The sequence below is a fragment of the Bacillus sp. FSL W8-0519 genome (assembly GCF_038005585.1).
GTDB classification, from domain to species: domain Bacteria; phylum Bacillota; class Bacilli; order Bacillales; family Bacillaceae_G; genus Bacillus_A; species Bacillus_A paranthracis.
Genome location: NZ_JBBOTL010000001.1, coordinates 3336215 through 3360934, shown reverse-complemented (window position 1 = coordinate 3360934; position 24720 = coordinate 3336215). Strand labels below are relative to the sequence as shown.

Genomic DNA, 24720 nt, shown 5'->3' with positions numbered 1-24720 from the left:
ACTAGTATGTCCGTAACGGATACAGTAAAAGAAATAGAACTTGATATAGATGTTTTCTCTGATGAAGGATTTAATATAAAACAAAGTGTTATTGAGGCTAAAGAAATTATACAAAAACTTGTAGAAGAAAATCGTTGGCTTCAAGGGGAATTTGAAGACGATCATTGGGTAGTTAATACGGTTTTGTATAGTGAGATGTCTAATCATTATAAATTTAATGCTTTTGATTCCGCACAATTTAATCATAAATTGCCACAAGAGTTTAAAACTATCATAAAGTGCTGGATTATTAATCTTATTGATCGACATAAAACAATGGCAATTCATTGCTTGATTCATTTGACGAAAGGTTACGAAGTAACCAACGGTTTCAAAGCAATCGAGGTAGAAACTCTTATGAATTATCTTGAATATGGGGGATACAGCCATAATTATAGACGAGAGATTGTAAGTACGTTGTGTAATTTTTTTGATTATAGTGATTTAGAAATAGCAGATGATTACCTTCCTGCTCTTGTAGAACTAAAAGATAAAATGCCTAGACAAAAAAGTAATATAAGAGTATTGCCACCTTCACAGTATGTATTATCTTTTTCGTATTACTTGGAAAAACATTTTGAAACATTGATGGAAAGCTTTATCGATAAAGAAAAATTTGATAAGGAATTACTTATGGTATATCCACTCGCAATATGGTGGAGGTTAACAACAATCATTCCAATGCGTGCTTCGGAGTTTTGTTTGATAAAACGAGATTGTTTAAGTGTAGATAAAGATAAATATTATCTACACTTGCCGAGAACGAAACAGAATACAAAGAGAGTACAAATTATGGATAAAGTGTTAATAGATGAAGAAATGTATCAATTAATTAGTCGTTATATTGATTTAACGAATCAATATGGTAAAACAGATACTTTGATTTCATTTCGTTCAATTATGAGTGTGGAAAACGATAATCGTGGGTATATGCAAAAAAATACAAGTCAATTCAATAGACAAAATCTAGAAACGTTAATTCCTAGTTTTTATAGAACAATAGAACAAGTATATGATTTTAAAGTAGAACCAGAACATCAGCTTCGACCTAACGATACACGACATTTGGCTTTTATGTCATTGATGATGCAAGGGTATAGTCCTGTGGAAATCGCACGTTTAGGAGGACACAAAACAATTCAAACACAATTGCATTACTCTAACCATAAAGAGTACTGGGTGGATTGTGAAGTGTTTAAGCTAATGAAAAAAGTAAAAAACACTAGTCTCTCAACAGTGTCAGCGGGTACTATTCCTGATGAAGTAAAGCTGAAAGTATATGGAAACGAAGGAACGTATAAACAAAAAATGAACATAGGATTTTGTAAAGACGAAGAACAAAAATGTGAATCCAAACGTTGTTATTTCTGTTCTCATTGGGGAATTGAACTAGAAGAGTATTTGGAAAAGAAAGACACAATCCAAAAGGAAATACTTGAAATGAGAAACAACGTAAATGAAATGACAGCAGCCTTACAAAACCTAAATAAACAATTTCTACAAGACGAATTATCAAGAAGAAATCCAGAAATGTTAACGAAGATAAAAACGAAAGCAAATGCTATCCAGAGCGATATATACAAAATGGCATTACTAAGTTCTAAATTAGAAGAAATGGACGGAGGGAGAATGTCACATGACTAAAAGAGTGGGCCGTAAATCAAAATTAACTGAGGAAGAAGTACGAAAAGTAATCTTGATGTTTAGAGAGAATATACAAGGTATGGGGAATATCAGTTATTCAGAGATTCACCGTTATGCGAATGAACTTCATGAACAAGGAGTCATATCAGCTTCTACCTCTGATGCATTTTGGAGAAAAGAAGGTCGTCTCGGTCGAATTGAAGTAGAAAAAGCAAATGAGGTTTTTAGTGAAACGGTAACTGTTTCCAACGGAAAAGAAGTAAAAGTGCCAAACGTAGTTGATTTGGTCAATAAAAGATATAAAGATAAAGATGATCTGTTAAAGCATTTACTCTTCATGGAAAAGCAATTTCATGAGTCGCTAGATAGAGAGAAGAAATTACAGAAAGACTTATCTAAGTTACAAGAAAGTCATGACAAGGCAAAAGAAGATTTGAAGAAAGAAAAAGAAAGTAAGGACAAGCTACAAGGTGTGGTATACAGACTGTATAGAACGCTAATGGGACATTCTAACGAAGAAGTGGATAAAAAGGTGGACTATGCCATGAAAACGGCGTTTAAGGACCCTACGGCTTTCTTAGAGACGTTTAAAGAGAAGGAAGAGGTACAAGAAGGGCCGAAGGTTCTGTCAATCGATAAGAAGCCAGTAAAGTCTTCGTTTGCAAGCAAGTTTCGTAAATAGGATTAAAAGTAACAAAATAACAAATTAAATTATTAATAATATTAAAACAACTGAATTTAATTATAGAAAGAAGCCTACTCGCTTATATGAGTAGGCTTTAGTATTTATTTTGAGAATTTTTTTGGAACTTTAGAGCTACATTTACAAGAACAATTAATACAGGGACTTCTACTAATGGACCAATAACTGCCGTAAAAGCCGCACTTGAATGAATGCCAAATACCAGACTGCAACAGCGATAGCTAATTCAAAGTTATTACTTGCTACTGTGAATGATAAGAAGTTGCAACAGGATAACTTGTTCCCATTTAATAGGATAATGTTATTAAATCATTATTTAAAACGGTTAAAGGGAAATGTAATTATATTTTAGAATTAAATCAATGAAGGATGCATGTTGGAATATATTATATCAAAAGGTTAAGAGGATGAACCTAAATAATCAGTTTGGAGGAGAAAATGAAAAAATTGTTCTTCGCTGTGATTCTATTTTTGATTGTTATTACTGCCTTCGGTTGTTCAAATAATAAAAGCTATAGTTCCAAGGAAGCAATAAAAAGAGGTGACATTGTGTATCAACAAAGCAAAGTTGCTAATTTAACAAGATTTGAACAGTTCTTAACAAACCTCTCTAATAAAAAAGAAGATACGATACGAGTGACAAGCTATACACATGAAGGAGACCCCATATTTCAAGATTTGCAATTTAATGGGAAAGTCTTGAAATATACTCACGACAATTCAAACGATGCGTATGCTGGAAACGATAAAGGTATAGAAAAAGATGTTTGCACAGAAATAATTAAGAAGGAAAATGAACAAGGTCAAGTGGATTTCTTTGTAAGTGGTTGTGCAAAACAGCAGGATTCCTTTCTTTTCCGTGTAGAAAAAAGTAAATTAAAACATGATTGAGTAATGATATAAGAAATGATATTACGCAATAGAAAAACATCTGACGCATAGGCAGATGTTTTTCTTACTATATATTTATTATTTTATTTACAGCACTCTGATTTATTATCAGTGTTGTTAGAAGTTGAATCATTCTTTTCTTCTTTTACTTCCTCAATTTTAATACTGCAACAATCTTTTTCTTTGCTCTGAAATAGTTTTTTAAAGATACTCATGGTAATTCCTCCTCTGTTTTATATGAAATAAAATAAAAATCCTGAAAGTGTTGCCATACTCATTACTGAAAGAATAAATGCTACGACTAATTTCTTTTTGAAAATACTGTTTAGCAATGTTATCTCTGGTAAACTTGCACCCGCAGAACTAATCATTAATGCCATAACTGGACCTAATGCCATTCCTTTTGCAATCATGATTTGCGAGATTGGAATCATCGTAGAAAGACGAATATATAATGGGATACCAATAATAGCAGCAATCGGAACAAGCCACCAATTATCACCTCCTAAATAGTTTGTAATCCATTCAGTAGGTACAGCTCCGTGAATAACAGCTCCAATTAGTGCACCAAAGATTAGGTAAGGATATACTGTCTTCATTAATTGAAACACTTCAACAAAAGCATTTTTTAAGCTAAATGATTGCGTTTTTTCTTCATATCCACTCATAATTACCTGTTTGACTTCTTTTTCGAATCCTAATTTTTCAAGTGTGTAGCCAATGATAATGGATAATAGGGATGTAATGACCGTATATGTAAGCGTCACTTTTACACCTAGCGTTGCAGTCATAAGTGTTAATATCGTTGGATCAAGGACTGGTGAAGAAAACAGAAATACCATAACTGTTCCAAATCGAATTTTTTTGTTTAATAAGTTCACAACAATTGGAATCGTTGAACAAGAACAAAATGGTGTAATAAAAGCAAATACGATAGCAATGAAAGAACTGTATAGAAAGTTTGATTTAGAGAGCAATACGTCTAGCTTGTCGTATGGCAAAAAGCTTTGAATGACTTGAATAAAGAATGAAATACCAACAAATAAGAGAGTTAGTTCAAGTGCGATAGAAAAGAAATCGCGAAGAATGGTTTCCCACATGTTAATTCCCCCTTTTAAAATAGTTGCATTTTGCAAGTATTAGTTTAAAATAAAGAGCAAAATACTTTGCTCAAGCAAGTGGCTTACAGCAAACATCAGTATCTTGCATTGCGTTGTTTAACAACTGAATAGAATTTAATATCATATCTTTTTCAAATGGACTCATTTTTGAGAACACTTCATTTAAATATTGATTCATTTGTTCATTGATTGTAGCAACAGCAAATGTTCCTTCTGTGGTTAGGGATAAAGTATGAATTCTTCGGTCTTGTGAAGAAGGCGTTTTTGTAACAAATTTCTCTTTCACAAGTGTTTGGATTTGTCTGCTAAATGTTGTAATATCCATGCCTAGAGTTTCTGATACGGTTTGCATAGAGGGTTGATCACGTTTGCTAATTTCATATAAGATGTGGCTTTGAACAAGTGAAATCTCTACCCCGCCAATACTACAACAGTTTTTATTTAAAAAACCAAAACGTCTTGCGAATACTTGAAATAGTTCTCTTGCATCATTCATTACGAATTCCTCCTTTGCTATATTTATACTATACAATAATATTTGCAAAATGCAACTATTTTCCTTTATAATTTTCTTATAAATTTGAAAAAGGGGTATGAATATGGAGATAAGGAAGTGTCAAAGTACTGATATTGAAGCAATCACACGCATTTATAACCAAGGAATAAAAGATCGAATTGCTACATTAGAAGAAAATGAGAAGACTATTCATGATATGGAAGAGTGGTTTGTAAATCGTGGAGAACGATATGCCGTATTAGTGGCGGAAATGAAAGGAGAAATTGTAGGGTGGGTGTCTTTAAACCCCTATTCTCACCGTTGTGCGTATAACGGTGTTGCTGATTTATCTATTTACATTGACCGAGAGCAACGAGGAAAAGGGATAGGAAAACGGCTATTACAAAAGATTGAAGAGGTTGCTGTACAAAATACATTTTATAAAATTGTTTTGTTTACATTTCCTTTTAATGCATTAGGTCAAAGTTTATATCGTTCTATGGGTTATCGTGAAGTAGGTGTTTTTGAAAATCAAGGTAAGTTAGACGGAGAATTTGTTGATGTTATGGCAATGGAAAAAAATATTGATTTATAAAAAGAAAAAATGCCTTCGAATTAAATTATTCGGAGGCATTTTAATATTAGTATCCTAGTTCTTTTTTTAATCTAGCTGTTTTTTCTTTGAGGACTTTTAGTTTGTCTTCAAATACTTGTTGTTCTTGTTTTCGTTGTTCGCGTCGTAGTTTTACATACTCTGAAATGGGGATTGTTTTTAATTCAATTCCTTCATCCTCGTCTTCTTCTAGAAAATTGTCCTCTTCATTAAGAGACATAAAAAGTCCCTCCTAGTCATGCAGGACGACCAACCCAGTAACAGTATATGCGTTACCAGTAAAAAGTGTCCCAGTGTTAATGCAGGACCTCCACAGTACACATTATATGTGTTACCAATAAAGAGTATCCTAACAAAATACAGGATGCCCAGTCCAATAATAGTATATGTGTATTTGTACTTAAAAGTGAGTTGAAAATAGAGGTTTTAGAAGGCGTTAATAATTCATTTCGACCAATAGGTGTTGGGCGAAATGTAAATAACCTATGAGGCACAAGGGGAAATTAAAAGTGACCAAGAAAAAACGTACCTATAATGTTTCAGATGCTTGGCGCATAATTTGCTTACCGACTGGAGTAGAACCAGTAAATGCAATTTTATCAACGAGTGGATGATTAACAAGAGCCTGTCCAGCTGATTCACCGAATCCAGGAACGATATTAATAACACCTTTCGGGAATCCAGCTTCTTCAATTAATTCAGCTAAGTATAAGGCAGATAGTGGAGTTTGTTCTGCAGGTTTTAAAACGATTGTACATCCTGTAGCAAGCGCTGCTCCCATTTTCCACATTGCCATAAGAAGTGGGAAGTTCCAAGGGATAATTTGACCAACGACACCAACAGCTTCATGACGTGTATAGTTAAAATAATCACCGGAAACAGGGATTGTTTGACCAACGATTTTCGTCGCCCAGCCAGCATAATAGCGCATATGCTCAATTGCAAGTGGTATGTCTGCTGCCATTGTTTCACGGATTGGCTTTCCGTTATCTAACGTTTCAAGCTGTGCAAGCTCTTCTTTATGTTCTTCCATTAAATCAGCTAACTTGTACATAAGCCGGCTTCGCTCAGCAGTGCTCATGCGAGACCAAGGACCTTCGTCAAAAGCTATGCGAGCTGCAACGACAGCTTTATGAATATCTTCGCGACCAGCTTCAGAAACGACGGCAAGTGTTTCGCCAGTTGCTGGGTTAGGTGTGTTAAACGTTTTACCGGAAGCGCTTTCAATGAAAGATCCATTCACATATAACTTTTTTGTACCTTGAAGAAACTTTTCTACCTTTTCATGAAGATTTACAGCTAGTTGACTCATTGTATAACCCCCTTGAAAATATAATGTAAACGCAGTACGAGACGGCGTTTATTCCGAAATCAAGGATGTGGAAACTAGATGGAAAGCCTCTAATTAAAATCATAATTAACAAATACTGAAAATTCAAATTTCATTTGTGTTACAATTGTAAAAAATATGTAATGTAAGAAAGTCTTCTATATGATTATAAAAAATCCTGCTTGTTTTTGCTTTCTAGTAGGAAAAACTAGAAGAACAATGGTACAATAATACATCGTGAGAGGAGGGAGAAAAATGAAGAATTATCATGATGATCCACGCTTTCGAATCGCCCATAGAGAAGCGTTAATTGGTCTTGGACTTGCTATTATCAATTTTATAATATGGTACGGATTTGCTTATGGGCTTGGTAGTAAAAATCCAAGTGAATATACATATGTATTTGGTTTTCCAGCATGGTTTTTTTATAGCTGTATCGTTGGATTTATCGTTATGGTTATTTTACTTAGTTTAGTTGTTCGTTTTGTATTTCAAGATATTTCACTCGATGAGGAAGAAAAAAGTGAGGAATAATAGATGAATTGGTATGTAATCATTCCAATGATAATTTCGTTTATCGTTGTATTTTTAATTGGTGTATATGCTTCAAGACGTGTACAAGCGACTGCCCATAATAAATTTTTGCAAGAATATTTTTTAGGTGGGCGTGAGCTCGGTGGTTTATTATTAGCGATGACAATGATTGCTACATACGGTAGTGCTAGTAGCTTTATTGGTGGTCCTGGTATTGCTTACAATATGGGGCTTGGATGGGTATTGTTGTCTGCGATTCAAGTTGTAACAGGTTATATCGTTTTAACAGTTATCGGTAAAAAGTTTGCAATTATCGCTAGGAAGATGGAAGCCATTACTCTTATCGATTATTTAAAGGGAAGATATAATAATAAAGCAGTTGTCATACTTTCTGCGTTATGTATTATTATCTTTTTATTTTCAGCAACAGTAGCTCAGTGGGTCGGCGGTGGCCGATTAATCGAGTCGCTAACGGGTCTTTCTTATACAACAGCACTATTTTTATTTACTTTTTCTGTACTTGTGTACGTATTAATTGGTGGATTTCGTGCAGTTGCTTTATCAGATACGTTATTAGGTATCATTATGTTAGTTGGAACGACAATCATCTTAATTGCTACTGTCGTTGCCGGTGGTGGAATTGAAAAGATTATGCAGGAACTTGTTCAAATCAATCCGAATTTAATTACACCATTCGGAGCAGATGGTAGTTTAACGAAATCATATGTGACATCATTTTGGATTTTAATTGGAATTGGCGTTGTCGGTTTACCGCAAATTAGTGTGCGTGCCATGTCTTATAAAAATTCAAAAGCGATGCATCAAGCGTTAATAATTGGGACGATTGTTGTCGGTACAATTATGATTGGTATGCATTTAACGGGTGTGTTCGCACGAGTCGTACTTCCAGGTATAACGGTACCAGATAAAGTAATGCCGCTACTCGCGATGGAAGTGTTGCCACCTTGGTTAGCTGGGGTTTTCTTAGCTGCACCAATGGCAGCGATTATGTCTACAGTAAACTCGTTATTGCTACTTGTAAGTTCATCAATCATTAAAGATATATACGTAAATTACATAAATAAAGATGCGGCAGATAGTACGATTAGAAAAGGGAGTTTATGGATTACTGCTATCGTAGGACTGCTCGTTTATGCAGCAGCAATTAAACCACCTGATTTTTTAATATGGTTAAATTTATTTTCTTTCGGTGGATTAGAAGCAGCATTCATTTGGCCAATCGTATTAGGATTATATTGGAGGAAAGGAAATGCAACAGGAGCGCTTGCATCTATTTTAGTTGGGGTAAGCTCATATATGTGTATCCATCTTTTCTATCCAAATCCGTTCGGTATACATACAGTTGTCTTCCCAATTTGTTTTGCGTTTATCGCTTATATTGTTGGAAGTATGAGTGCTGTAAAGAAAACAGTATAGGTTAGTGGGAGAACGTAGTCCTTAGAGGACTGCGTTTTTTCGTATAAATTTGTTCTTTTTATTCTGTAATCCTGTGAATATTCATAAATTAATAACAATTGAGGGGATGGAGTTGAGGGTGATGAAAAAAGTATTGTTTTTAGGAGACCCGGGAATTGATGACTCTTTGGCAATTATGTATGGATTGTTACATCCTGATATTGATATTGTTGGTGTAGTAACTGGATATGGAAATGTAACGCAAGAAAAGGCGACAAGTAATGCGGCATATTTATTGCAACTGGCAGGGCGGGAAGACATACCTGTTATTAATGGTGCGAAAATCCCTTTATCTGGAGATATTACAACATACTATCCAGAAATTCATGGGGCGGAAGGTTTAGGACCAATTCGACCGCCAAAAAATCTTTCTCCAAATATAAAGCCTTTTTGTGAGTTTTTTGACATACTTGAAAAATATAAAGGAGAATTAATTATAGTTGATGCTGGTAGGTCAACGACACTTGCGACAGCATTTATTTTAGAAAAACCATTGATGAAGTATGTGAAGGAATATTATATAATGGGCGGTGCTTTTTTAATGCCTGGCAATGTGACACCAGTCGCAGAAGCTAATTTTCATGGTGATCCTATTGCGTCACAATTAGTAATGCAAAATGCCAAGAATGTGACATTGGTGCCGCTTAATGTTACATCTGAAGCTATAATTACGCCAGAGATGGTAAAGTACATTACGAAACATTCTAAAACAAGTTTTAATAAATTAATTGAACCGATTTTTACGTATTATTATAAAGCTTATAGAAAATTAAATCCGAAAATAACAGGGAGTCCAGTACATGACGTCGTTACAATGATGGTTGCGGCAAATCCCTCTATTTTGGACTATGTATACCGCCGTGTCGATGTAGATACAGTAGGGATTGCAAAAGGAGAGAGTATTGCTGATTTTCGTCCTCAACCTGATGCAAAAGCTTTAAAGAATTGGGTTCGAATTGGTTGGTCGTTACACTATAAAAAATTCCTCGAAGATTTCGTTAAAATTATGACGTAGACATAATGGGAGAATACAAGTTAAAATAATGGAGATGATTACTAAAATAATCATCTCCATTATTTTGTTTGTAAGAGATAGATAGAGAAGAGCTACACAATAGGAGAGGAATTTTACTTGAAAAAAACTATAGTATGCGCAGTGATTGTGGGTATTTTCGTTTTGCTAATATCGGGTAATTTTTTAGTGAAAAAAGTTTGGAGTTCGAATAATGATGATGCGCAGTATATCGCATCCTTTATTGAAGAACATAAAGATGAAAAAAATAGCGCGCTTCTAGTAAAAAGAAATGATAAAGTCGTTTATTCTGTAAATCCGAATGTTGTATTGCCAGTTGCTAGTACAATGAAATTAATTGTGGCGCTTGAATTTACGAAACAAGTTACGGAAGGGAAAATTGATTCGTCTAGTTTTGTTTCCATAAATGATGTGAATCGTTATTATGTACCGAATACAGATGGTGGTGCGCAAGATAGATGGCAAAGGTATTTGGAGAAGACAGGTAAGATAACTGAAGGAGCGATTTCTTTAGAAGAAGTGGCAAAAGGAATGGTTAAGTTTAGTTCGAATGCGAATGCTGAATATTTAATGGAAGTGTTAGGATTAGATAATATTAATCGGAATTTACAAAGTTTATCGCTTCCAGCACATCAGCCGCTATTTCCAATTGTTTCATCTTTGTACATTCCAGGATATTTGCATAAAGAACTACACGTTCCGAAATATAAAATAGAGAAAAAGTTAAAAGAAATGTCTCAAGAGCAATATCGTCAATATGCGATGATTATTCATGAGCGCTTAAAAAAGAAGGGACCATTATTACAGAAGGAAATTCCTCTTTATTTAGAGGAACGTTACGATAAAATTTGGTCAGATCGATTGCCAGCTGCTTCTGCAAACGATTATATGGTACTGCTTCAAAAGGCAAATCATAAGGGTGGACTGACAGAAGCAGAAGAAAAAGTATGGGCTAACATCGTTGAAACAGATATGAGCGCTAAGAAATACCGTAAAACATTTAGACATGCAGGGCAAAAAAACGGCTATACGCCATGGACAGTTACAAAAGCAGTTTATGCGATGGATAAACGGGGGAACTGTACAGAAATAGTGTTTTTAGCAAATAATTTAAATGAGGACGACAGTGCAGAAATACGGAAACATTTAGCAAACTTGCATTTCCAAGTGTTGCAAAGTGATAAGTATGATGCGACTTTTATTAAATAAACTCGGTGCAGAGAGCACCGAGTTTATTTTTGTGTACAAGCACTTTTTTGCTATCTCTGGGTATGATGGGTAGTAATACTTAGGTGAAAGGGGAAAAGGTGATGAAACAAAGTAAAGAAGAGTTTATAAAGAGTGAAGGCGCTGATTTCCCTGGGAAAACATATGTGGATTGTGTATTACAACATGTATTTAATTTTCAACGAAATTACTTATTGAAAGATATGTTTCAAGTGCATAAAGCGCATATTACGATGCTGATGGAAGAAAATTTAATGAAAAAGGAAGAAGCTAAAGTTATATTACACGCGTTAAAAAAGGTAGAGGGAATGCCAGAAGAGCAATTGCTCTATACAGAGCAGCATGAAGATCTCTTTTTTTTAGTAGAACATTTAATTTCTCAAGAAGCAAAAAGCAATTTTGTAAGTAATATGCATATTGGTAGAAGTAGAAATGATATGGGTGTCACGATGTATCGCATGAGTTTAAGACGGTATGTATTACGATTAATGGAACATCATTTGTTATTGCAAGAGAGTATATTGCAACTTGCTGCTGATCATAAGGAAACGATTATGCCAGCTTATACCCATACACAACCAGCGCAGCCAACGACATTTGGTCATTATACGTTAGCGATTTATGATACGATGCAGAGAGATTTAGAACGCATGAAAAAAACGTACAAACTTTTAAATCAGTCCCCAATGGGAGCCGCTGCGCTAGCTACAACAAGTTTCCCAATTAAACGAGAGCGAGTTGCCGAGTTACTTGGGTTTACAAATGTAATTGAGAACTCATATGATGCTGTTGCTGGAGCGGATTATTTATTAGAAGTTAGCTCTTTACTTATGGTAATGATGACGAATACGAGCAGATGGATCCATGACTTCTTACTATTAGCGACGAAAGAATATGATGGTATTACTGTGGCGAAGCCATATGTGCAAATTAGTAGTATTATGCCGCAAAAGCGAAATCCAGTTTCCATTGAACACGCCCGTGCAATTACGAGTAGTGCTTTAGGAGAAGCATTTACAGTATTTCAAATGATTCATAATACACCATTTGGTGATATTGTTGATACAGAGGATGACTTGCAGCCATACTTATATAAAGGGATTGAAAAGACTATTCGTGTTTTTTCTATTATGAATGCAGTTATTCGAACGATGAAGGTTGAGGAAGAAACGTTGAAAAATCGTTCCTATAAACATGCAATTACGATAACTGATTTCGCAGATGCTTTAACAAAAAACTATGACATTCCATTTCGGCATGCGCATCATGCAGCGAGTGCTATTGCAAATATGTTATTGGAGCAGAAAAAGGAGCTTCATGAATTACATTTGAAAGATGTGAATATGTACTTACAAAAAAAATTTAATATAACTTTATTAGAAAAAGAGTGGAAAGAAATTATATCGCCAGAAGCTTTTATACAAAAAAGAAATGTATACGGTGGGCCGAGTAAAAAAGAAATGGAGCGCATGATTAACAATCGAAAAGAGTTATTTCGACAAGAAGAAGAGGTATTTGAAAAGGAAAAACAGAGAATTTTACAAGCTGAAAATAATTTGAATACGTTAGCTTCGAATATTATTGAATCGTAAAAGAGGGATTTAGTGAATTAATCGCCAATACCTTAATAAAACTATAAATAGAGAGAAGAGATTGTCGATGATTCAATTGCATGTATATGAAGAGATTGTTAATTTTAAAGAAGAGGTTACACCATTTCTAGAAAAGAATGAGCAGGAAAATAATCTCATATTAGGCGTATTACAAATGGTCCACCAACCGATATTTATGGGGATAGCGAAACAAGGAGAAGAAATTGCGGTTGTATTTCTTCAAACAGAAGAGAAGAAACAAATTATTGTTGCTACGTCTGAAATTGCGGAAGAGGACATCGTGGAACTTGCAAAAAAATTAGCGGAAGTATATCCAAATGTTCCTGGATTAATCGGTAATAAGAAAATTGTACAGAGATTAGCCGAAGAGATTGCAGTGTTAGCAAATAAGAAAACTACTGTTGCGATGGAGCAAGGTATATATGAATTAAAACAAGTGAAGAAAAAGTGGAACGGAGATGAAGTCTTTCGAGAAGTAAATAGTGATGAGCTAACATTAATAGAACAGTGGATATACCAATTTTGCGAAGATGTGAATCTTCCTACTACGAAAGAGGAAGCAAAACAAACGGCACATACATTAATTACTAATCATCGTTTATTTGGTCTAGAAGTAGATGGAAAACTTGTTTCTGTAGCAGCAAAAACACGTCCAACTAAAAATAATATAACAGTTAATTTCGTATATACGCCGAAAGAAGAAAGGAAAAAGGGATACGCATCTAATTGTGTAGCGGCACTTAGTCAACGTATGTTAGATGAAGGTTACAAAACAACGACATTATATACGGACCTGGCAAATCCAACATCGAATAAAATTTATCAAGAAATTGGTTATGAACAAATTGCGGAGTCTGTGCTTATATTTTTAGAGAAGTAGAACAAAAAGGCGTGCTAAAATAGCACGCCTTTTTGTTATTCATCAATTCTAATAACCTCGCCTTGAGGGAAGTCTTCGGTTTCTAGTAAGTTACGAATAGCTTTTGCAACGTATTCAGGTGATAATAGCTTTCCTTCTTCTTTTAATGCGATGAATCGATCTAAATTTGTGAAGTCTTCTTTATTTGTTTCCCGAATTTGTGCTTGCATATTTGTATCAACAACACCAGGTGCAAAAGCGACGATTTTTACTGGAAATTCTTTTGCTGCTTCTTCCGTTGCCACGCACTGTGTAAACATATTTACGCCAGCTTTCGTTGTACAATAAGCGCCCCATCCGAAGTAAGGATTTTTTCCTGCACCAGATGAGATGTTTATAACACGTTTATCTACTTTCCATTCTTTCGTATGTTTCATGAAAGTAGAGGTGAGAATCATAGGTGCAAGTAAATTAATGTGAACGTTCGTAATGAATTGTTCACTTTCTGCTTTTTCAATTGGCTTCATAGGAGCAACCGTACCCGCATTATTAATTAAATGAATAGAAGATACACTGTCTTCTTGAATAGATGAAATGATTTTGTTAAAGTTCGTTTCTAAATTATGTACATCTTGAAGATCTAAGGAGTGGAAAACACAATTGCTATTATATTGTTCTGCGAGTTTCGTAAGCTCTTTATTTTCTCTTCTAGAAATAGAGATGACAGTTGTATTTTTTTCTAACAATTGTGTGGCAATAGCCTCACCTAAACCTTGTGAAGTTCCTGTTATAATAACGTAGCGCATAGTTTTATAAACCCCTCTCATATGTGCGGAATTTTGTTGGACAACGTACATTGTATAGTTTGTCTACATTTTATAGTATAGAGCACTTTTTACTATAATTGAAATGAGATGATTGTGTGCCTTTTATAAATCGGTTTACGACAACAGTACCTGGTGCCGTCACGTTTACTGGGAATACGCTGGGACTTAGCCCTACATCGCCTGCACCAGGTAATATTTTTGGTACACTTGCTGTGTTTACGACAGTAAATACAGCGTTGCAAGTACCAGGATTCCCAGCGGGGACAACAGATGAGTGGCAATTGAATTCTTCAAGTGCAATTTTAAATCTTCCAGCGGGAAGCAGTGTGTTATATGCAGAATTAGTTTGGGCTGGTACTTTCCGGACTGATACGGAAGATGTTTTACCATTTTTAAATGATAACATTACATTTACAACGCCAGCAGGGACGTTTTCTGTTACGCCAGATCCTGCTACCGCGCAGCAAGGTTCAGTAGGAAACCAGTTTTATTATGCTCGCTCTGCCAATGTAACGAATCTTGTTAGTGCAGGTGGAGCAGGCACATATACTACAGGTGCCGTGCCAGCTGCAAGAACTTCAGCTGACCCAACAATTAGCCGTTCAGCGGGCTGGACGCTTGAGGTTGTGTATCAAAATGCAAGTTTACCACTTCGAAATTTGTCAGTATATGCAGGTCAAGAAATTATTGATGCTTCATCACCACCAGTTGATGCTACTATTTCCGGATTTGCTACGCCAGCTACAGGAGCTGTAACAGGAAGGGTACTTGTAACTGCTCAAGAAGGTGATTCTAACATTTCTGGAGATCAACTTCGCTTTGGACCGAATGCGAGTGCTACAGTTGCATTATTCGGGCCGAGAAACCCTGCAAATAATTTCTTCCAGTCTCAAATTTGTAATGACAGCGGAAATTTAGATACGAGCGGTACATTTGGAGATTTAAATCAGCCGTTAGGGGTAGCTTTGGCTGTCCGAAGACAGGGGTGGGATATTACGAATGTAGATGCCTCCGCATCTTTAGTAAACAATCAAACGTCAGCAACTGTTCGATTTGTTACAAATGGAGATGGATACGCTGCAGCTGGTTTTGGTGTTCAAATTGATGCAACAGGTCCAATTATTAATCCTGTTAAATCGGTCAATAGAACAGTCGCAGGGGTAGGGGATACTCTCACTTATACGATTACGGTCCCAAATACAGGAACAGGAAGTGCAGAAAACGTTGTATTACGTGATAGTATTCCGAGCGGAACGACGTTTGTTGCAGGTAGTGTAACGGTAGGAGGGGTAACACAGCCGAATGCGAACCCTGCTACTGGAATTAATTTAGGTACAATCCCAAATAATACGCAAAGAATTGTTACCTTTCAAGTGCGAATAACATCGTTTCCGAACCCCAATCCTATTCCAAATCGTGCAATGGTATCATATCAATTCCGTCCTTTCGTCGGTAGTCCACTTATTACTAGTATGTCTTCTTCGAATACAGTACAAACGACAGTGAATCAAGCAACTATAAGTATGCAAAAATCTGTAGATCTACAGACGGCAACGCTTAATGATGTATTAACGTACACGGTTAATGTGACGAATAATGGAAACGTTACTGCAAACAATGTTATTTTTGTTGATAGTATTCCTGCAGGAACAACATTTGTAGCAAACAGCGTTACGGTAAACGGAGTAGCACGTCCAGGAGCGAATCCAGCAAGTAGTATTAATCTAGGCAGTATTAATGCTTCGCAAACGACCGTAGTGCGCTTTCAAGTTCGAGTAACATCGAACCCTCTTGTCAATCCAATTCCGAACCGTGCAAGTGCAACATTTACCTTTACTCCAGTGCCTGGTCAACAACCAGTTTCTGGGCAAGCGACAAGTAATACTGTAGTTACGACAATTAATATAGCTGATATAACAACGAGAAAAACAGTGGATAAAGCTTTTGCAACGGTTAACGACGTTCTTACGTACACGGTAACAATTCAAAATACAGGAAATGTACTTGCAACGAACGTTATTTTTCAAGATCCAATCCCAATTGGAACGACATTTATCGCAAATAGTGTGACTGTGGATGGGATTTCACAACCTGGAGCAAATCCAGCGACTGGGTTTACAGTAGCTAATATATCTCCCGGCGGAAGTAGGACTGTTACATTTCAAGTACGAGTTACATCGACGCCATCAGGAGGCACGATTGCGAATCGCGGAAATGTAACTGCTAATTTCGTCGTTATTCCAAATCAGCCACCAATAACGATTAATAGACAAACGAATACAGTTGTGACACAAGTTAATACAGGCGGTTTAAATGTAATAAAAGAAGTGAATACAACGCAAGCCGCAGTAGGGGACACTTTAACGTACACAATTGCCGTTCAAAATACAGGAAACGTTTCGTTAACAAATGTATTTTTCCAAGACGCTATTTCTTCCGCTGTTTCATTTGTTGCAAATTCTGTAACAATTAATGGAGTACCGCAAAGTGGATTGAATCCGAATACAGGATTTTCTCTTCCGAATATTCCTGCGGCTCAAACCGTTGTAGTCACATTTGATGTATTAATTATACAGGATCCAGAAAATGAAGATATTTTAAATCAAGCAAATGTAACAGCAAGTTTTCAAGTGAATCCGAGTGAACCACCCGTAACAATCAATGTTCCGAGTAACATTGTGAATACAACTGTACAATCAGGTAACTTTGAAGTTGTGAAATCAGTAAATACGGATGTTGCAACGGTAGGGGATATTTTAGTATATACAATAGAAGTCATAAACGCAGGTAGTGTACCAGCTACAAATGTATTTTTCCAAGATTCAATTCCACAAGGTACATTATTTATTGAAAACAGTGTCTTTGTGAATGGGATCTTACAAGAAGGGGCAGATCCAGAATTCGGATTCCCATTAAATAATTTGCCCGCTGGTGCGAGTGTAATTGTTACATTTGAAGTATTAATTGATGAAGTTCCACTTGGAAATAATGTTGTAAACAGTGCGAATGTTACAGGAGATTTCCTTGTAAATCCAACAGAGCCACCGATTACTGTAACAGAACCAAGTAATACTGTTATGACGGTCGTAAATTCTTCAGGATTAAATGTAATAAAAAGTGTAAGCGCTACTGAAGCTGGTGTAGGAGATACGTTAACGTATACAGTACGTATACAAAATAGTGGGACAGTAGCAGCAACTAATGTATCGTTCCTTGATCCGATTCCAGTTGGAACCACTTTTGTAGCGAATAGTGTAACAATAAATGGGACACCTCAACCAGGTTTAAACCCGACAACTGGATTTCCACTTGCTAATATTCCAGTAGGAGGGATGGTAACAGTTACTTTCCAAGTAACAATCACGAGTGTACCACCAAATAGAGTTCTTCCGAATAATGCGAATGTAACTGCTGATTTCCAAGTAAGTCCTCTCCAGCCACCAATTACAATTGTAACGATTAGTAATATTGTTGTGACGCGAGTGAATGTAGGATCACTTAATATAATGAAGAGTGTAAATACACCACAAGCAGGAGTAGGGGATACGTTAACGTATACGATTCTTATTCAAAATACAGGAACTGTTCCTGCAACGAATATTATTTTTCAAGATTCAATTCCGTCCGGTACTGCGTTTGTAGCAAATAGTGTGACGATAAATGGAGTCGTTCAGCAAGGCGCGGATCCTATGGCAGGATTCCCAGTACCAAATATTCCGGTCGGGCAAACGGCCACGGTTACGTTTCAAGTTACCGTGACGAGTGTTCCGAGCGGTGGAAATATAAGAAACCAATCTAACGTTACTGCCAGTTTTCTTATAAACCCAGCAAACCCTCCAATAACGACTGTTACAAATAGTAATTTCGTTGTGACGCAAGTAAACACAGCACAGTTAAATATACAAAAAACTTCATCTGTACAACAAGCAGCACTTGGAGAAACTTACACGTATTCTGTTGTCATTCGTAATAATGGTACAGTAACAGCAACGAACGTTTCTTTCATTGATCCAATTGCTCCAGAAACAACATTTGTAGCAAATAGTGTAACGATAAATGGAACACCACAACCTGGATTTGATCCAAATGCTGGATTCCCGCTTCCTAATATTGCAGCTGGAACATCATTGACCGTAACGTTCCAAGTTACTGTGGTTGCACCATCTACACGTGGAGCAGTATTAAATACAGCATCTGCTACAGCCACTTTCTTATTAAATCCTTTACAACCACCAGTAACAACAACGAACTCAAGTAATACAACGGTAGTTACAATACCGTTACCTCCTCCTGGTGAAGTAACAGCAACAAAAACAGTTGACGTTGCAGCTGGAGCGGTTGGGGATGTATTAACGTACACTGTGCTCATTTCAAATGTAGGAATTATACCAGTTACAGATGTGTTCTTCCAAGATGTCATCCCAGAAGGAACGACATTTATAGAAGGTAGTGTAACGATAGGTGGAGTGCAGCAACTTGGTTTAAATCCGGAAATAGGATTTACAGTTACTCCATTATTAATCGCTGGTGGAAGTATTGAGGTCACGTTCCAAGTGACCATTACGGAAATTCCAGATAATGAAGTCATCTTAAATGATGCAGATGTTACATTTACTTCACAACCAAATCCGCAGGAACCACCGATTACAGAAACGATATTAACGAATTTAGTCGTTACGACAATTAATATAGCGTCTATTTTTCCGTTAAAACTAGTAGATAAGGAAGTAGCCACTGTAGGAGAAATATTAACGTATGATGTATTGATATTTAATTTCGGAACAGTGCCAGCGACCAATGTTCAATTTATCGATACGACTTCTGCTGGTGTAGCATTTGTACCAGGAAGTGTGAGCATCAACGGGGTGTCTGCACCAGGATTAGATCCTTTCATTGGTTTTACAGTTCCAAATATACCTGTAGATGATTTTGTAGTTGTCACATATCAGGAAGTGGTTACAAGCATACCAGAAGGTGGTACGATTGTTAACTTTGTAGACGTTACAGCTACATTTGCTGTAAGTGAAACAGAACCACCGATTACGGAGACGACGACAAGTAATACGACATTAACAGAAATCAATGAGCCTGGTTTGAATGTTTTAAAATCAGTAAGTCAGCCGGTTGTTGCAGTAGGCGATACAATCACATATACAACAGTAGTTCAAAATACAGGGACAGTGCCAGCAACGAATATTCAATATAGTGATGTACTACCTTCCTCTATAGCATTCGTGCCGAACAGTGTAACGATAGACGGTGTGTTACAACCTGGATTCAATCCGAATAATGGATTCCCGCTTCCAGATATAAACCCAGGTGAAAGTGTAGAAGTCACATTCCAAGTAACTGTTGTTAGTGTTCCGTCAAACGGAACAATTGCCAATACGGCAAATGTAACTGGAAGTTTTGTATTAGTACCGGGAGAACCACCAGTTATAGTAAATCAGCCAAGTAATACAACACTCACAACTGTAAATAGAGGACGCTTTAATGTTATTAAACAAGTAAATAGAGCCGCTACTCTAGTTGGAGATGTATTGACGTATACAGTGCAAATAACGAATACAGGAACAGTAACAGCTAATGATGTTCAGTTTATTGATACCATTTCAGCAGGAGCGTCATTTGTACCAAATAGTGTAACGATAAATGGAGCCCCGCAACCAAACTTAAATCCGATTACTGGATTTGGAGTTGGAGATATACCAGTTGGTGAAACGGTTATAGTAACGTTTCAAGCGACAGTTACAAACATCCCGTCATCAGGAACAATTACGAACGTTGCAAATATAACAGGAAGCTTTACTTTAGTGCCAGGAGAACCACCAGTTGTAGTAACAGAGCCGAGTAATACGACGATAACTAGAGTGAATAGAGGACGATTTAGCGTTATAAAATCTGTAAATAAAGAAGCGACACGTTTAGGAGATACGTTAACGTATAGTGTGCAAGTTACAAATACGGGAACGGTAACAGCAACGAATGTTCAGTTTATCGATTTTCCGTCACCTAGTTTAGAATTCGTTCCTGGAAGTGTACAAATAAATGGGATTCCGCAAGTAGGATTAGATCCATTTGTAGGCTTTTCATTACCGGATCTTGCTGTAGGGGATAGCGTATTAATTACATTTGAAGTAAATGTAATCTCGGTTCCGTCTTCTAGTAGCATTATGAATACAGCGAGAGTAACGGGTGATTTCGAATTGATTCCAGGAGAACCTCCGTCTACAATTACAAATTCAAGTAATACGACGGTTACGCCGGTAAATAGAGGTAGCTTAGATATGCTAAAAGAAGTAGACCATTCAATTGTTGGCGTAGGAGAAACGGTAACGTATACGGTTCGTATATTAAATACTGGTACTGCTGATGCAATGAATGTTCAATTTATCGATGTGCTATCTCAGGAAGCTGATTTCGTTCCAAATAGTGTAACGATAAATGGGGTTCTGCAACCGGGGGTAAATCCGCAAATTGGATTTACGATACCAGATATTCCAGTTGGTGAGACGGCACTTGTAACATATAAAGCTACGATTACAAGTTTTCCAGATGGTGGTACAGTAGTAAACGTTGCTGGGGCGTTAGCAGAATATATTTTAGTACCAGGAGAGCCTCCAGTTACAGTGATGGACACGAGCAATACAGTTATAGTGACGGTAAATACTGCAATCTTATTTGTTGCAAAAGGAGCAAACTTTGAAGTAGCAATGGTAGGAGATGTTGTCACTTACGGAATTGCCGTTATAAATGATAGTACAGTTCCTGTGACCAACATTGTGTTAACGGATATCATTGATCCAAATACGTTATTTATAAATGGCACGGTAACGGTAAACGATGTAGCTCTTCCATTTGCTAATCCAAATACCGGTATTCCATTAGGTGATTTTCAGCCAAATGATGCAGCCATTATTAATTTCCAAGTTGTCATAACAGGAGGACAAATAAATAATTTAGTTACAAATACTGCTATAGCAAATGGGCTAGCAATTGTAAATCCGAATGAGTTACCAGTAGTAGTGGAAGGTGATAGCAATACAGTTGTTATCCCGTTTATTCCTCAAAATGTCTCAACGACAGTCGTAAAAACGGCAGATTTACAGGCAGCAACGATTGGAGATGTTATTACCTTTACGACAGTTATTACAAATACGGGTGATACTGTCATACAAAATATTCGTTTTCAAGATATGTTAGATAGTAGTGTTCGATTTGTCCTTGGAAGTGTAACGGTTGATAATACACCAGTACCAAATGTAAGCCCGGTATCAGGATTTCTTATAGGGAATTTAAATCCAGGTGAAGCACGAACAGTTTCGTTCCAAGTAGTAGTTCAGAGTGCCCCAAGTGGTTCGGGGAATTATATAAATCAAGCAAGTATTCGTTTCGAACATCAAGTAGGCACAGTGTTACCACCTGTTATACAAATAGTAGAAAGTAATATAGTTGTTATTCCATTTGTTCCAACGATAGAACAAATTTGCGAAACGAATCTTAATTGTTTAGGGAAAATTTCTTTTCAATGTTCTCCGTGTGATCACTTGCAAATAAAGAGAAAATAAATGCAGAAAGAGCATCCTGTAAGAGAAGGATGCTCTTTCTGTATGAATCAAGTAGATTCTTTTTCGGGTGAGCTGAAAAATTCATCAATTTTGTCGGAGAGTAGAAATGGAATAGCTCCTTTTATAACAGAAATGTCCCAGTCCCACCATGAGATATTTTCTAGTTTGTCAATTGTTTCTTGTGGGAAACGATATCGAACAAATTTTGCAGGATTACCAGCTACAATTGCATATGGCGGTACATCCTTTGTAACAACACTCTTTGCGCCAATAATGGCACCGTTACCAATCGTAACACCAGATAAAATGCAGGATTGATAACCAATCCATACATCATTGCCGACTACAATATCACCTTTTGAAGAGGGGTGACCAGTAATATGGGCTCCTTCGCTGAAAAGAGCGTTAAATGGATAAGTCGTTATCCAGTCCGCGCGATGTTCTCCGCCAAGTATGAAAACAACTTCTTCTCCTAATGAACAAAACTTACCTATTTTTAATTTCGTTTCATCATTCCAAGAAAAAATAGTTGGACCTACTTTACTATAAGTATAATCACCGATATCATACTTACTATATTCAGGTTTTTGATTTAAATATAACATGATTCTTCAACCTTCTTTCTCAATCAAGAAATAAGCGTGGAATATTATATGCAAGGTGTAGTAAGGTGACCAGTGTTAATAGGTAAAATAAATAAATGGGAGTGGAATGTATGAGATATGAAATGGGATTATATAATAAACCTTTTCAGTCAATTCAATCAGGAAAAAAAGTGTATGAAGTGCGCTTATACGATAAAAAGCGTCAACTCATAAAACAAGGCGATCATATTGTATTTACGAACCTTACGACAGCAGCAACGATGGCTGTAAAAGTAACGGAGATAAAACGATATAAAAACTTTCAAGCAATGTACGAACAAATTGATAAAAAATTATTGGATTGTGGAAATGATAGTTTAGAGGAAATGTTAGAAAGTACATACAAAATATATACGAAAGAACAAGAACAAAAGTGGGGAACAGTTGCGATCGGTATTGAGGTAATAAAATGACAAGAAATCGCGGCGCAGCTATCATTGTGCAGGAAGGGAAAATTGCTCTTATAAAACGTATCCAAGAAGATGAAACGTACTATGTTTTTCCAGGTGGAGGAATTGAAGAAGGAGAAACACCTGAAGAAGCAACAAAGCGAGAAATTTTTGAAGAATTAGGGGTACATATAAAAGTGGAGCATCTAATTGCAAAGGTGGAGTATAAGGGTACGGAGTATTATTTTAATGCCGATATTGTAGGTGGAGTTTTTGGAAGTGGTAAAGCTGAAGAATTCGAAATGAAAGATAGAGGGATTTATATTCCGTTATGGTTGCCGATATATGAGTTGGAAAAAGTGAATATAAAACCGTATGAAGTGGTTGAAAGTATATTAGAACATTATAAAATATAAGGTCTGACAACATACAAAAAAAACCATTGACATAGTCTTCTGATTTAAGTATTGTATTCGAGTATGTTTATAATCAGGAGGTTTATATGAGCAATCAAACAACTACACATCATGTGAAAATGACAACAGCAGATCCATCTGGAATCGGTCTATTTGGATTAGCGATGGTAACACTTGTAGCATCATCTCAAAAGTTAGGCTTAACAGATGGCGTTTCACTAGTATTACCATGGGCAATCTTTTTAGGAGGATTTGCACAAATCTTTGCTTGCATTCACGATGCAAAGCATAACAATACATTCGGTACAACAGCATTCGGTGCATACGGTCTATTTTGGCTAGGTGTTGGAATGACTTGGTTAATTCAACTTGGAGTATTTGGCGAAAAATTAGCACAAGCTGCAGATTCAAAACAACTTGGTGTAGCCTTTATCGGATATTTAATTTTCACAATCTTTATGACAATTGGTGCAATGGAAACACATAAAGTATTATTTATGATTTTCGTCCTTATTGATTTCTTATTTATCGGTCTTTCATTAAGTACTTTAGGTGTTATGCCGCATGCAATGCATAATTTAGCAGCATATTCTGAACTTCTTATTTCATTATTATCTTTCTATGGTTCAGCAGCAGCAGTGTTAAACACACACTTTGGTAAAGTTGTTTTACCAGTTGGAAAGCCGTTTGGTATTTTTAAAAAGTAATAAAAAGCACAGATGATTGTATAGTCATCTGTGCTTTTTTATATGGAATAAATAAAAATAAAAAATACAATTGAAATTGATTCTCATTATTAATATAATGAGAATGAGAATCATTTATTGAAAGAGGGGGATGCCAAAGTGGCGAAAATTTTAATAGCTTATGCAAGTATGTCAGGAAATACAGAGAGTATTGCTGATTTAATTAAAGTTAGTTTAGATGCTTTTGATCATGAAGTAGTATTGCAAGAAATGGAAGGCATGGATGCTGAAGAATTATTAGCTTATGATGGAATCATTTTAGGATCTTATACGTGGGGAGATGGGGAATTACCATTTGAAGCGGAAGATTTCCATGATGACTTAGAAAATATAGATTTATCAGGGAAGAAAGTAGCGGTATTCGGATCAGGTGATACGGCGTATGAACTATTTTGTGAAGCGGTAACGATATTTGAAGAAAGACTTGTAGAGCGCGGTGCAGAGCTTGTACAAGAAGGGTTGAAAATCGAACTAGCTCCAGAAGATGAAGAGGATGTTGAAAAATGCAGTAATTTTGCAATTGCATTTGCTGAGAAGTTCTAAGAATGGGA

Annotated in this window: 21 protein-coding genes and 2 pseudogenes; 15 read left to right on the top strand and 8 right to left on the bottom strand. The window is 36.2% G+C overall.

The window, feature by feature from the left end; translation table 11 throughout:
• Positions 1-6 precede the first annotated feature (6 nt).
• The gene (locus NST14_RS17625; protein ID WP_229142864.1) at positions 7-1683 is read left to right on the top strand and encodes a site-specific integrase; all 1677 of its coding nucleotides are present in this window, start codon (positions 7-9) and stop codon (positions 1681-1683) included.
• Complete coding sequence (locus NST14_RS17620) at positions 1676-2365, top strand: hypothetical protein (RefSeq protein WP_086719995.1); 690 nt, start codon at positions 1676-1678, stop codon at positions 2363-2365. Before NST14_RS17625 ends, NST14_RS17620 begins: the two co-directional genes overlap by 8 nt.
• A gap of 97 nt (positions 2366-2462) precedes the next feature.
• Here NST14_RS17620 and NST14_RS17615 read toward each other — a convergent pair.
• Positions 2463-2644, bottom strand: a pseudogene (locus NST14_RS17615) (arsenic resistance protein); the annotation flags it as partial.
• Positions 2645-2824: 180 nt separating this feature from the next.
• Here NST14_RS17615 and NST14_RS17610 point away from each other — a divergent pair.
• The gene (locus tag NST14_RS17610; RefSeq protein ID WP_086719993.1) at positions 2825-3277 is read left to right on the top strand and encodes a DUF4362 domain-containing protein; all 453 of its coding nucleotides are present in this window, start codon (positions 2825-2827) and stop codon (positions 3275-3277) included.
• A gap of 83 nt (positions 3278-3360) precedes the next feature.
• On the opposite strand, the gene NST14_RS17605 is transcribed toward NST14_RS17610, so the two are convergent.
• The 3 genes from NST14_RS17605 to NST14_RS17595 all read right to left on the bottom strand — a co-directional run bounded on the left by NST14_RS17605 (position 3361) and on the right by NST14_RS17595 (position 4894).
• Complete coding sequence (locus tag NST14_RS17605; protein WP_088883293.1) at positions 3361-3492, bottom strand: hypothetical protein; 132 nt, start codon at positions 3490-3492, stop codon at positions 3361-3363.
• A gap of 18 nt (positions 3493-3510) precedes the next feature.
• A complete protein-coding gene (locus NST14_RS17600) occupies positions 3511-4377 on the bottom strand; it encodes a permease (RefSeq protein ID WP_086719991.1) in 867 nt (288 codons plus the stop codon).
• A 70-nt stretch (positions 4378-4447) separates the two neighbouring features.
• A complete protein-coding gene (locus NST14_RS17595; RefSeq protein WP_086719989.1) occupies positions 4448-4894 on the bottom strand; it encodes a MarR family winged helix-turn-helix transcriptional regulator in 447 nt (148 codons plus the stop codon).
• Positions 4895-4997: 103 nt separating this feature from the next.
• Between NST14_RS17595 and NST14_RS17590 the strand changes: the two genes are divergently transcribed.
• Entirely contained in the window at positions 4998-5489 is a 492-nt protein-coding gene (locus tag NST14_RS17590; protein WP_176359724.1) for an arsinothricin resistance N-acetyltransferase ArsN1 family A, read from the top strand.
• Positions 5490-5535: 46 nt separating this feature from the next.
• Here the strand turns inward: NST14_RS17590 and NST14_RS17585 are convergent, their stop codons facing one another.
• Together NST14_RS17585 and dhaS are read right to left on the bottom strand one after the other, a co-directional pair.
• A complete protein-coding gene (locus NST14_RS17585; RefSeq protein ID WP_086719986.1) occupies positions 5536-5727 on the bottom strand; it encodes a hypothetical protein in 192 nt (63 codons plus the stop codon).
• A gap of 312 nt (positions 5728-6039) precedes the next feature.
• A pseudogene (gene dhaS, locus NST14_RS17580) lies at positions 6040-6819 on the bottom strand (aldehyde dehydrogenase DhaS); the annotation flags it as partial.
• 273 nt (positions 6820-7092) lie between these two features.
• On the opposite strand from dhaS, the gene NST14_RS17575 reads away from it, so the two are divergent.
• The 6 genes from NST14_RS17575 (at position 7093) to NST14_RS17550 (ending at position 13600) form a co-directional block, all read left to right on the top strand.
• Complete coding sequence (locus NST14_RS17575; protein WP_000800722.1) at positions 7093-7371, top strand: YhdT family protein; 279 nt, start codon at positions 7093-7095, stop codon at positions 7369-7371.
• 3 nt (positions 7372-7374) lie between these two features.
• The gene (gene panF / locus NST14_RS17570) at positions 7375-8808 is read left to right on the top strand and encodes a sodium/pantothenate symporter (protein ID WP_001104829.1); all 1434 of its coding nucleotides are present in this window, start codon (positions 7375-7377) and stop codon (positions 8806-8808) included.
• Between the two features lie 106 nt (positions 8809-8914).
• Entirely contained in the window at positions 8915-9862 is a 948-nt protein-coding gene (locus tag NST14_RS17565; protein ID WP_155005152.1) for a nucleoside hydrolase, read from the top strand.
• Positions 9863-9979: 117 nt separating this feature from the next.
• Positions 9980-11089: a serine hydrolase gene (locus NST14_RS17560; protein WP_000751358.1), complete on the top strand. Its 1110-nt coding sequence runs from the start codon at positions 9980-9982 to the stop codon at positions 11087-11089.
• Between the two features lie 101 nt (positions 11090-11190).
• The gene (gene argH, locus NST14_RS17555) at positions 11191-12699 is read left to right on the top strand and encodes an argininosuccinate lyase (RefSeq protein WP_229142862.1); all 1509 of its coding nucleotides are present in this window, start codon (positions 11191-11193) and stop codon (positions 12697-12699) included.
• Between the two features lie 67 nt (positions 12700-12766).
• Positions 12767-13600, top strand: coding sequence for a GNAT family N-acetyltransferase (locus tag NST14_RS17550; protein ID WP_000615394.1), 834 nt, complete (start codon positions 12767-12769; stop codon positions 13598-13600).
• Positions 13601-13635: 35 nt separating this feature from the next.
• Here NST14_RS17550 and NST14_RS17545 read toward each other — a convergent pair whose 3' ends face one another.
• A complete protein-coding gene (locus tag NST14_RS17545) occupies positions 13636-14385 on the bottom strand; it encodes a (S)-benzoin forming benzil reductase (protein WP_001271062.1) in 750 nt (249 codons plus the stop codon).
• Positions 14386-14501: 116 nt separating this feature from the next.
• Between NST14_RS17545 and NST14_RS17540 the strand changes: the two genes are divergently transcribed.
• Positions 14502-21974: a DUF7507 domain-containing protein gene (locus NST14_RS17540; RefSeq protein ID WP_229142861.1), complete on the top strand. Its 7473-nt coding sequence runs from the start codon at positions 14502-14504 to the stop codon at positions 21972-21974.
• Positions 21975-22021: 47 nt separating this feature from the next.
• Here NST14_RS17540 and NST14_RS17535 read toward each other — a convergent pair whose 3' ends face one another.
• The gene (locus tag NST14_RS17535) at positions 22022-22579 is read right to left on the bottom strand and encodes a CatB-related O-acetyltransferase (protein ID WP_000966320.1); all 558 of its coding nucleotides are present in this window, start codon (positions 22577-22579) and stop codon (positions 22022-22024) included.
• Positions 22580-22689: 110 nt separating this feature from the next.
• Between NST14_RS17535 and NST14_RS17530 the strand changes: the two genes are divergently transcribed.
• The 4 genes from NST14_RS17530 (at position 22690) to NST14_RS17515 (ending at position 24712) form a co-directional block, all read left to right on the top strand.
• Complete coding sequence (locus NST14_RS17530) at positions 22690-23031, top strand: ASCH domain-containing protein (RefSeq protein ID WP_001268357.1); 342 nt, start codon at positions 22690-22692, stop codon at positions 23029-23031.
• Positions 23028-23423, top strand: coding sequence for an NUDIX hydrolase (locus NST14_RS17525; protein WP_000197779.1), 396 nt, complete (start codon positions 23028-23030; stop codon positions 23421-23423). The genes NST14_RS17530 and NST14_RS17525 overlap by 4 nt, the downstream gene beginning before the upstream one ends.
• A gap of 86 nt (positions 23424-23509) precedes the next feature.
• Positions 23510-24130 carry an acetate uptake transporter gene (locus NST14_RS17520; RefSeq protein ID WP_000070938.1) on the top strand — a complete coding sequence of 207 codons (621 nt, stop codon included), beginning with the start codon at positions 23510-23512 and terminating at the stop codon, positions 24128-24130.
• Between the two features lie 138 nt (positions 24131-24268).
• Entirely contained in the window at positions 24269-24712 is a 444-nt protein-coding gene (locus NST14_RS17515) for a flavodoxin (RefSeq protein WP_001062756.1), read from the top strand.
• The last annotated feature ends 8 nt before the right edge of the window (positions 24713-24720 follow it).